Consider the following 9,697-nt stretch of genomic DNA (forward strand, 5'->3'; position numbering starts at 1 on the left):
CGATGCAAGCACCTCGGTGTAGCTGATAGACCGAGGCGATGCTATCGCGGGCAAGCCTTGCTCCCACAGGTTTGTTCCCACAGCTCCCACAGTGTGATCCGCTGGTTTCGGACCCTACGCCAACACCGCCACCGCCTTGATCTGCGCCCACAACACCTGCCCTGGATGCAATTTCAGCTGATCGCGCGAATAGCGGGTGATGCGCGCCAGCAGCGGGGTGCCGGCGGCTTCCAGGCGGATCAGCACGTGGGCGGCGTTGTCGGCGGCCTGTTCGCTGACCACGGTGACCGGCAGGCGATTGAGGATGCTGGTCTGGGCATCGTTCGCCAGGCTGAGGCTGACGTCCCGGGCCTGGACCTTGAAGCGCAGGGGCTGGCCGGGGGCCAGGGACGTGTGGGCCACGCGTACGTTCAGTTGGCTGTCGGGCAGATTCAGGGTCAGCAATTGATAAGCCGGGTCATACCCGCTGACCTTGCCCTCGATCACCACCCCGGCGTCATCCCCCAGGGCCAATGGCAGGTCGAGCCGGGCCAGGGTTTCGCCGATCGGCCCACTGGCCAGCGCGCGGCCGCCGTCGAGCAGCACGATGTGGTCGGCCAGGCGCGCCACTTCGTCCTGGGAATGGCTGACATACAGCACCGGGATGTCCAGTTCATCGTGGAGCCGTTGCAGGTACGGCAGGATTTCGTTTTTGCGCCGGCTATCGAGGGCCGCCAGCGGCTCATCCATCAACAGCAGTTGCGGGCTGGTGAGCAAGGCGCGGGCGATGCCGACCCGCTGGCGCTCGCCGCCGGACAGGTTGTGCGGCTGCCGGTCGAGCAAGTGCCCGATGCCCAGCAGTTCGGTGGCCTGTGCCATGTCCACCCGCCGCTGTGCCGGCGCGATGCGCTTGACGCCGAACGCTAGGTTGGCCCGTACCGACAGATGGGCGAACAGGCTCGCCTCCTGGAACACATACCCCACCGACCGTTTATGGGGCGGCACGAACACCGCGTGCTCAGTGTCTTGCCAGACTTGGTCATTGACCTCGATAAAACCCCGGGCCGGTCGCTCCAACCCGGCAATGCAACGCAGGCAGGTAGTTTTGCCGGAACCGGACGGCCCATACAGGGCGGTCACGCCACGGCCGGGCAGTTGCACATCCAGGTCCAGGGAAAAAGCCCCGTGGTCGAGCTGAAAACGCGCGTCAATCATCGATCAGCTCCAACCGGCACGGGTTCGGCGGCTGGAGTACAGCGCCAGCAGCACCAGGAATGAAAACACCAGCATCGCCGCCGCCAGCCAATGGGCCTGGGCATATTCCAGGGCTTCGACATGGTCGTAGATCTGCACCGACACCACCCGGGTTTTCTCCGGGATGTTGCCGCCGATCATCAGCACCACGCCGAATTCGCCGACGGTGTGGGCGAAGCCAAGAATTGCTGCGGTGATGAAGCCGGGGCGGGCCAGGGGCAGGATGACGCTGAAAAACGTATCCCAGGGCCCGGCCCGCAGGGTGGCGGCGACTTCCAGCGGGCGACTGCCGATGGCGGCAAAGGCGTTCTGCAACGGTTGCACCACAAACGGCATGGAATAGATCACCGAGCCGATCACCAGCCCGGTGAAGCTGAAGGTGAGGGTGCCCAACCCGAGGGCTTGGGTGAGCTGGCCAATCCAACCGTTCGGCCCCAACGCCAGCAACAGGTAGAAGCCGATCACCGTGGGCGGCAGCACCAATGGCAACGCCACCACCGCACCCACCGGCCCGCGCAGCCAGGAGCGGGTGCGCGACAGCCACAACGCGATGGGCGTGCCAATGAGCAACAGGATCACCGTGGTCAATGACGCCAGTTTCAGGGTCAGCCAGATGGCGTCATAGTCGGCGCTGGTCAGTGGCATTTAGCGTTGGTAACCGTAGGCTTGGATGATGGCGGCGGCTTTCGGGCCCTTGAGGTAATCCACCAGGGCCGCGGCAGCAGGGTTGTCCCGGCCCTTGTTGAGGATTACCGCGTCCTGTTTGATCGGGTCGTGCAGTTCGGCCGGGACGATCCACGCCGAGCCGCCCGTCACTTTGCCGTCCTTGTACACCTGGGACAAGGCGACGAAACCGAGTTGGGCGTTACCGGTGGAGACGAATTGATAGGCCTGTGTGATGTTCTGGCCTTCGACGAGCTTGCTTTTGACCTGGGCGGTCAGGCCGAGCTTGTCCAGCACCTGGGTCGCGGCCAGGCCGTAGGGCGCCGCTTTCGGGTTGGCGATGGACAGGTGCTGGAAGTCGTTGTGCTTGAGCACCTGGCCCGTGCCATCGACATAACCGTCCTTGGCCGACCACAGCGCCAGGGTGCCGACCGCGTAGGTGAAGCGCGAGCCCTTGACGGTGTCGCCTTCGTTTTCGAGTCTGGCCGGGGTGGTGTCGTCGGCGGCGAGGAAGACTTCGAAGGGCGCGCCGTTCTTGATCTGGGTGTAGAACTGCCCGGTGGCGCCGTACGCCGCCACCAGTTTGTGCCCGGTGTCTTTTTCGAAGTCGGCGGCGATGGCCTGGATCGGCGCGGTGAAATTAGACGCCACCGCCACCTGCACCTCGGCGGCCTGCACGGCGCCAATCGTCAGGAACGGGATCAACAGCAACGGCGCGAAGCGGGTGAGGCGCATAGATGAGGCTCCGAAGGCGGGTTCGCTATATACCGGAATATATAGCGAATGGCCGACAAACGGAACGCGGCATTTTGCCTGGGGTGAGGGTGCAAGGGCTGCCGCCATCGCGAGCAAGCTCGGCTCCCACAGGTCCGGTGGCGTGTCCAGATTTCCCGGTTGCCCCCGATCCCCTGTGGGAGCGAGCCTGCTCGCGATGGCGGTGTGTCAGCTTGCCTCCCTGTTGAATGTGCTACCGCTATCGCGAGCAAGCTCGGCTCCCACAAGTCCGGTGGTGTGTCCAGATTTGCCGGTTGTCCCCGATCCCCTGTGGGAGCGAGCTTGCTCGCGATGGCGGTGTGTCAGCTTGCCTCCCTGTTGAATGTGCTACCGCTATCGCGAGCAAGCTCGGCTCCCACAGGTCCGGTGGCGTGTCCAGATTTCCCGGTTGCCCCCGATCCCCTGTGGGAGCGAGCTTGCTCGCGATGGCGGTGTGTCAGCTTGCCTCCCTGTTGAATGTGCTACCGCTATCGCGAGCAAGCTCGGCTCCCACAAGTCCGGTGGTGTGTCCAGATTTGCCGGTTGCCCCCGATCCCCTGTGGGAGCGAGCTTGCTCGCGAAAGCAGTGTGTCAGCTTGCATCCCTGTTGAATGTGCTACCGCTATCGCGAGCAAGCTCGGCTCCCACAGGTCCGGTGGTGTGTCCAGATTTGCCGGTTGCCCCCGATCCCCTGTGGGAGCGAGCCTGCTCGCGATGGCGGTCTAACGGGCGATGATGACCATCAGGATCGACCAAAGCGATTGAGCTGAGCGTGCGCCTCTTCAGCCAACCGCCGGGTCAACTCGGCTGTCGACAACTCGCGCCCCAAGGGGAAGGCCTGGCCGGCCCAGAGGTTGCTGAAGTCTGCTTCGCCCTTGGCGCGCAACGGCATCAATGCACCACCCGCCAAGGGAAAAGCCGGGGCCAGTGGGCTCATCGGGCCCACTTCGCGCATCACCCGGTTGACGATGCCTCGGGCCGGGCGACCCGTGAACAGGTTGGTAACAGCGGTCTGGCTTTCCTTGGCCGTGCGCAACGCCTGGTGATGGGAAGCGCTGATCTTCGCCTCGGGGGTGAACAGATAAGCGCTGCCCAGTTGCACCGCCGAGGCACCCAGGGCAAACGCCGCGACAATCCCGCGGGCATCGCCAATACCACCGGCAGCGATTACCGGCACCTTCACCGCATCCACCACCTGCGGCAGCAAGGCAAACAGCCCGACTTGGGTGTTGAGATCGTCGCTGAGGAACATCCCGCGATGCCCCCCGGCTTCATAGCCCATGGCGATGATCGCGTCGCAACCGTGCTGTTCGAGCCAGATGGCTTCCTCGACGGTGGTGGCCGAAGAGAGGATTTTCGCCCCGGTAGCCTTGACCCGGTCCAGCAAGGATTTTTCCGGCAGGCCAAAGTGGAAACTGACCACTTTGGGACGCATCTCTTCCAGCACCCGGCAAGCGGCATCGTCGAACGGCGTGCGGTTGGACACCGGGGTCGGCGCGTCGAAGTCGACGCCCAGTTCCTGGTAATACGGCTTGAGCCGTTGCTTCCAGGCCGCGGCCCGCTGTTCGTCGAAGGCCGGTGGCTGGTGACAGAAAAAATTCACATTGAATGGCTTGTCGGTCTGTTCGCCGATGGTCGTCAGCGCCTGGCGCAGTTGCTCGACATCGAGCATCGCCGCCGGCATCGAACCCAGCCCGCCGGCATTGCACGTCGCGACCACCATGGCCGGCCCGGTCACCCCGGCCATCGGCCCCTGGATGATCGGCAGCTCGATACCGAGCAGGTCAAGAATGCGAGTGTCTGGCCACTGGCTCATGTGCGGGTCTCCGACGGCAGAAGGAAACAGCGTTTTTAGCAGGTGTGGGCGGGCGAGGGCCAGTCGAGTTTTTCAATCGAGCGCCGCACCTTGATCCCGACGCCGGGAGGGTTACCATGCGGGCTTCATACATCAAGGAGCCTGACCCATGGACGTGAAACTCAAGACCGTCGAACCTTTCACCGTGGCCGGTTTGCAGGTGCGCACCCGTAACACTGACGAGCAGCAGCCCGACAGCGCCCGGATCGGCCCGATGTGGCAGCAGTTCTTCAACGAAGGGCTGTTCGACACGATTCCGGCCCGGCAGTCGGAGTCGTTCGTCTATGGGGTGTATTCCAATTACGAGTCCGACGCCACCGGCCACTTCGATGTGACGGCCGGGGTGCAGGTGGATGCGACCAGCGCAGGCTACCCCGCCGTGGAGATCGAGGGCGGGGATTACCTGATGTTTGCGGCCAAGGGGCCGATGCCCGACTGCGTGATCCAGACCTGGGGCCTGATCTGGGCGTACTTCGCGGATAACCCGCAGACATCGCGCCGTTTCACCACCGATTTCGAGGTCTACAGCGGCCTCGATTCGGTGGCGATCTACATCGGCATTCAATCCCCGGACGAGCGCTCCAGCGCCAGCAACTGACGCTTGCGCTCCACGCCCCAGCGATAGCCCGACAGGTTGCCGTCGCTGCGTACCACCCGGTGGCAAGGGATCGCCACCGCCAGGCTGTTGGCGCCGCAGGCCTGGGCCACGGCGCGCACGGCCTTGGGCATGCCGATGCGCTGGGCGATCTCGGCGTAGCTGGCGGTGCTGCCAGCGGGAATGTCCCGCAAGGCTTGCCAGACCCGCTCCTGGAAGGCGGTGCCGCGCAGGTCCAAGGGCAGGTCCAGGCCCAGGGCCGGTGCTTCGATGAAGCCCACCACCTGGGCGATCAACTGCTCGAACTCGCGGTCGGCACCGATGAGGTTGGCCCGGCGGAATTTGTCCTGCAGGTCCCGCACCAGCGCATCCGGATCGTCCCCCAGCAGGATCGCGCACACGCCACGCTCGCTTTGCGCCACCAGGATCGCCCCGAGGGAGCATTGGCCGACGGCGAAACGGATGTCGGTGTTCTGCCCGGCGGCGCGGTAGTCGGCGGGTTTCATGCCCAACACTTTGTCGGCCGCCTCATAGAAGCGGCTGTTGGAATTGAAACCGGCGTCGTACAGCGCCTCGGTAATGGTGCCACCATCGGCCAGGCGTTCGCGTACCTTGCGTGAGCGGTGGGCGGCGGCGTAACCCTTGGGGGTCAGGCCGGTGACTGCCTTGAAGACCCGATGAAAATGAAAGGGACTCAAGCCCGCGCTGTCTGCCAGTTCATTCAGGCCAGGCAGTTCCTCGGCTGCCTCGATCTGTCGGCAGGCGGCGGCAACCCGTGCCGCTTGTTGGGCGGCAATCTGGGTCTGGTCCCGGGCCACGCGCTTGCTGGGTCGGTAGCCAGCGGCCTGGGCCTGTTCCGGCGTGTCGAAGAACTCGACGTTGCGCGGGTTGGGCAGGCGCGACAGGCTGCTGGGGTGGCAGTAGATGCCGGTGGTTTTCACGCCATAGACGAAGCTGCCATCGGCGCGCGGATCCCGGGCGAGTACGGCGGCCCAGCGAGGATCCAGTTCAGGGGCGAGATTGTTTGAAGTGCTGTTCATGGTCGTTATTCCATTGGCCCGTTTTGCCTACAATAGTGAGCCTGCGAGGCAGCAACACTCCGGGTCTTGCGGTTGAATTCCGTACCTTCACCCGGCGGTGCGAAACGTCAGGTTGATGCGCTGGGCGCCCAGGCGCGGGTGCTGGCCTTCCTTGAGCGGCAGTACGCCGTGGTAACGCAACCGGTCCACGCCACCCCAGACCACGATGTCGCCATGAAACAACGGGATGCGCTGGCTTTTGTCGCCGCGCTCGAAGCCGCCGAACTGGAACACTGCCGGCAGGCCCAGGGACATCGAGACGATGGGGGCGGTGAGCGAGCGTTCGTTCTTGTCCTGGTGCAGCGACATCCGCGCGCCGGGCACGTAGCGGTTGATCAGGCAGCTGTCGGGTTCGAAATGTTCGAATAGAGCCTGCCGCGCGGCGGCCTGGGCCAGTTCGCGAAACACCGCCGGCATGTCGGGCCAGGGTTGGCCGGTCTGCGGGTCGTGGGCGGTGTAGCGATAACCGCTGCGGTCGGTGGTCCAGCCCAGCGCTCCGCAACTGCTCAAGGCCACCGACATGGTAAAGCCACCGGGCGTGACCATCTGCCGGAACGGCGCCGCCTGCAAGACGCTGTCCAGCGCCGGCAGCAAGCGCTCGAGCCAGGGCAGGGCGAACCCGCGCAGTACGAACGCTTGCTGGCCGATCTGCTCGACCTGGCCAGGCGGGGTGGGCGCCTGGTCGGCGAACAGGTCCAAGGTGAGCGGTGTGTCATTACTGCGCATCATGAAAAATGATTCCCAAGGTGTGCCGCCTGCCGCTGTGCACGCAACTGACGCCGTGGCGCATGTTGACCCGATAATAACCGCGAACGCCTCTGACGGGCCGCTGGTGCACGGCAAATACCACGGCGTCGCCCTGTTTCAGATCGATGACCTGGGGGCGCGATTGCATGCGCGGGCGCTGTTCGGTGAGGACAAACTCGCCACCGGTAAAATCCCGGCCCGGTTCCGACAGCAGGATCGCCACCTGCAGTGGGAACACCTGCTCGCCGTACAGATCCTGGTGCAGGCAGTTGTAGTCCTGCGGACCGTATTGCAGCAACAGCGGCGTAGGCCGCGATTGCCCGGCGGCGTGACAGCGCTGGATAAAGTCGGTGTGCTCGTCGGGAAATCGCACTTCAATACCCATGTGTTCATTCCAGCGGTTCGCCAGCGGGACCAACGCGGGGTACAACGACTGGCGCAATTGCTGGACGATATCGGGCAGCGGATAGCGAAAATACTGATACTCGCCGCGCCCGAACCCATGGCGGGCCATGATCACCCGCGAACGAAAAAGCCCGGGTTCGGCGTACAAGCCACTGAGTTCGCGACACGGCATGGCTGGTAGCAGGTTGCGGATGATGGCACAGCCGTCCTGATCGAGATTTTGCTCCACGGTGGGCCAGTCGAGGTTGGCGAGGTGCTGGGGCAGGGAAGGCTCAAGGGGCACGATGGCAATCCTGGTTGGAAGGACTGTTCAGTCTGCGCAGCGCTGCGATGAAGGGCACCCCGATTCTTGCGGTGCGGCATTCCTGCGGCGAGTGAGCTTGCTCGGGCCGGGCTCTGTAGGAGCTGGCGAAGCCTGCGATCTTTTGATCTTGATCTTTCGCTTGCGACTCAATTGTCTGGAACAAGATCGCAGCCTCGTTGCACTCGACAGCTCCTACACAGCTCCTACGCAGGTCCTACACAGCTCCTACAGAGTCGAGGGAGCAAGTTCCCTCGCGACAAAAGGCTTACAGCGCTTTGCTGACCTTGACGTCGCTGATCACATCGCCGGTCTGGCCGTGCAAGGCCAGCAGGGCCGCCCTGGCTTCTTCCTCGGTGCCGGTTTCCAGCTGCGCGAATTCGAAGCGGCGTTCGTCGTTGAGCTTGTACTTGATGACGTATTTGGTCGTCTGGGCCACGGTTTTGCCTGTCTTGAAAGTGGGCGAGGCTCAGCTCAGTTTCGAGCTGGAACGCCGGATGATTTTGATCTTGTGGGTCAGGGTCGGCTTGCGCGTGACGCTGATTGCACGGCGGTTGACGGTGTCGATGGTGATGTTCCAGAAACCGGTGCTGGGGGCAGTGATCCGGGCCGGGAAGGTGTCGAACGCGCCGCCGTGATACGTGTGCCGGCCGCCGTTCTTGAAACTACGGAAGTTGGCGTCGTTCATCAAACGGATGTTGCACATTTGGGAGCATTCGATGACAACGATGTCGTCTTCGTTCAGGTGCTCGCGCTGGTGGATGAATTTCATGGGCGCCTCCAGAAGGGCTTTTTCTACAAAATCAAAACGATAGCAAGGGGCAATGATGCGCAGTTTATCAGCCCCGAGTGCTAATATCCGGCCCGCGCTCCAGGCTTTGTTCATTTATTGCAGGTTGCGGGAAAAATAAAGCGGTGCGGCACCGGAGAAAAACGGCAACTGCACTGTCGGACGGTCTTTATTGGAGGAATCATATGAAGCGCAGCGTGTGGGTGTTGGCATTGGCCATGAGTGGATGTGCATCGGTATCGGACATCAACCAGACGCCCCCCACCATGAGCGTCATCTCCGGAAAGAAACCTCACGAATATGCCAAGTGTGTTTCCGACAAACTGGCCAAAAGCCGCGGTCCGCTGCAAGTGGAGCCCCACAAGAATGGCGTCCGGTTGATCGTCCCGGGCAAGTTGTCGACCCTGCCGGCGGCGGTGTTCGACATTGACGAGCGCTCCAGCGGCAGCAGCATCAAGCTGCACGAAAGCCTGTCCAATGTACCGGTGCGTCCGGGCGACGTGCAGGATGCGGCCAACGCCTGCATTTCCGGTTGATCACATTGCGCGCCTGACGAGCGGGCCGGGCATCGGATAAACTACTGGCCTCGACAAAAAATGCCGCCACGGTTCTCGTTGGCGGCATTGTCATTTATGGAGTCAGTCGATGAAACGCGAGCAGGTGCGCGAGCGCCATGCAGAAGGTCTTATCTGTGCCACCCACGTGATTCAGAACCCGGCGAGCCCGGGCGAATGGATCGTGTTCTTCAAGAAAAGCGCCGGGCGCAGTTTTTTCCTGGTGGATGACCTGGACGAAGTCGAGTCCTTCGCCCGTCTCGACGAACTGATCGAAACCTTGCGCGGGCTGGGCATCAAGTTCGCCGAGATCCACATTTGACTACTTGCACACCACCACGACACTGCGGCTGGTGAAGTTGCCGACGCTGACGCCCAGGGTCTTCTCGCTTTCCTTGGCCTGGGGCGTGCCGTCGGTACCGACGATGCGGTAGCCAGTGCCGGCACAGGACGCATCGGCCTTTTCGTAGCATGTTGCCCAGGAGTTGGCCTCGCCCGAGCAATCGATGGTCAGGCCTTGTTCGCCGTTATTCAGGTAGGTTTTTTCGGCCGAGGCACAGCCCGCCAGGGCCAGGACTGTAAACAGCGCCAGAAGTGTCTTCATGGGATCGTCATCAAGAAGGGAAGGGCAATGGCGAGGTTATAGCGAATGGCCATTGCGGTACAGCTAAAGTACAGCTGAACAGGCCTCGTTCAATACTCATATGGCATTTACTTGAGGC

The 9,697-nt window shown here is 63.0% G+C and carries 13 protein-coding genes; 3 read left to right on the forward strand and 10 right to left on the reverse strand.

What is annotated here, in order from left to right; genetic code table 11:
• Nucleotides 1–114: 114 nt before the first annotated feature.
• The 4 genes from modC to LQ215_RS28655 form a co-directional block, all read right to left on the reverse strand.
• Nucleotides 115–1,194, reverse strand: coding sequence for a molybdenum ABC transporter ATP-binding protein (gene modC, locus LQ215_RS28640; RefSeq protein ID WP_230153613.1), 1,080 nt, complete (start codon nucleotides 1,192–1,194; stop codon nucleotides 115–117).
• Between the two features lie 3 nt (nucleotides 1,195–1,197).
• Nucleotides 1,198–1,878 (reverse strand): molybdate ABC transporter permease subunit, encoded by a 681-nt coding sequence (modB, locus tag LQ215_RS28645; protein WP_230153614.1) that lies wholly within the window; start codon nucleotides 1,876–1,878, stop codon nucleotides 1,198–1,200.
• Nucleotides 1,879–2,631, reverse strand: a complete 753-nt coding sequence (modA, locus tag LQ215_RS28650; RefSeq protein WP_230153615.1) for a molybdate ABC transporter substrate-binding protein — start codon at nucleotides 2,629–2,631, stop codon at nucleotides 1,879–1,881.
• Between the two features lie 760 nt (nucleotides 2,632–3,391).
• Nucleotides 3,392–4,465: an NAD(P)H-dependent flavin oxidoreductase gene (locus LQ215_RS28655; RefSeq protein WP_230153616.1), complete on the reverse strand. Its 1,074-nt coding sequence runs from the start codon at nucleotides 4,463–4,465 to the stop codon at nucleotides 3,392–3,394.
• Between the two features lie 148 nt (nucleotides 4,466–4,613).
• Between LQ215_RS28655 and LQ215_RS28660 the strand changes: the two genes are divergently transcribed.
• Nucleotides 4,614–5,102, forward strand: coding sequence for a GyrI-like domain-containing protein (locus LQ215_RS28660; protein ID WP_230153617.1), 489 nt, complete (start codon nucleotides 4,614–4,616; stop codon nucleotides 5,100–5,102).
• On the opposite strand, the gene ada is transcribed toward LQ215_RS28660, so the two are convergent.
• From ada to LQ215_RS28685, 5 genes are all read right to left on the reverse strand, one after another.
• The gene (ada, locus tag LQ215_RS28665; protein WP_230153618.1) at nucleotides 5,066–6,139 is read right to left on the reverse strand and encodes a bifunctional DNA-binding transcriptional regulator/O6-methylguanine-DNA methyltransferase Ada; all 1,074 of its coding nucleotides are present in this window, start codon (nucleotides 6,137–6,139) and stop codon (nucleotides 5,066–5,068) included. The genes LQ215_RS28660 and ada overlap by 37 nt on opposite strands.
• Before the next feature lie 87 nt (nucleotides 6,140–6,226).
• Nucleotides 6,227–6,907: a DNA oxidative demethylase AlkB gene (alkB, locus tag LQ215_RS28670; RefSeq protein ID WP_230153619.1), complete on the reverse strand. Its 681-nt coding sequence runs from the start codon at nucleotides 6,905–6,907 to the stop codon at nucleotides 6,227–6,229.
• Nucleotides 6,894–7,613 (reverse strand): 2OG-Fe(II) oxygenase, encoded by a 720-nt coding sequence (locus LQ215_RS28675; protein WP_230153620.1) that lies wholly within the window; start codon nucleotides 7,611–7,613, stop codon nucleotides 6,894–6,896. The genes alkB and LQ215_RS28675 overlap by 14 nt, the downstream gene beginning before the upstream one ends.
• 286 nt (nucleotides 7,614–7,899) lie before the next feature.
• Nucleotides 7,900–8,070, reverse strand: a complete 171-nt coding sequence (locus LQ215_RS28680; protein WP_230153621.1) for a hypothetical protein — start codon at nucleotides 8,068–8,070, stop codon at nucleotides 7,900–7,902.
• 30 nt (nucleotides 8,071–8,100) lie between these two features.
• Nucleotides 8,101–8,403, reverse strand: coding sequence for a DUF1883 domain-containing protein (locus LQ215_RS28685; RefSeq protein ID WP_003182962.1), 303 nt, complete (start codon nucleotides 8,401–8,403; stop codon nucleotides 8,101–8,103).
• Nucleotides 8,404–8,606: 203 nt separating this feature from the next.
• Here LQ215_RS28685 and LQ215_RS28690 point away from each other — a divergent pair, with 203 nt between their 5' ends.
• Nucleotides 8,607–8,957, forward strand: a complete 351-nt coding sequence (locus tag LQ215_RS28690) for a hypothetical protein (RefSeq protein WP_230153622.1) — start codon at nucleotides 8,607–8,609, stop codon at nucleotides 8,955–8,957.
• Between the two features lie 109 nt (nucleotides 8,958–9,066).
• On the forward strand, nucleotides 9,067–9,297 hold the full coding sequence (locus LQ215_RS28695; RefSeq protein WP_018605985.1) for a hypothetical protein: 231 nt from the start codon (nucleotides 9,067–9,069) through the stop codon (nucleotides 9,295–9,297).
• Here the strand turns inward: LQ215_RS28695 and LQ215_RS28700 are convergent, their stop codons facing one another.
• A complete protein-coding gene (locus tag LQ215_RS28700; protein WP_230153623.1) occupies nucleotides 9,298–9,579 on the reverse strand; it encodes a hypothetical protein in 282 nt (93 codons plus the stop codon).
• Between the last annotated feature and the right edge of the window lie 118 nt (nucleotides 9,580–9,697).

The sequence above is a fragment of the Pseudomonas brassicacearum genome (assembly GCF_918698105.1).
Lineage (GTDB): Bacteria > Pseudomonadota > Gammaproteobacteria > Pseudomonadales > Pseudomonadaceae > Aquipseudomonas > Aquipseudomonas brassicacearum_F.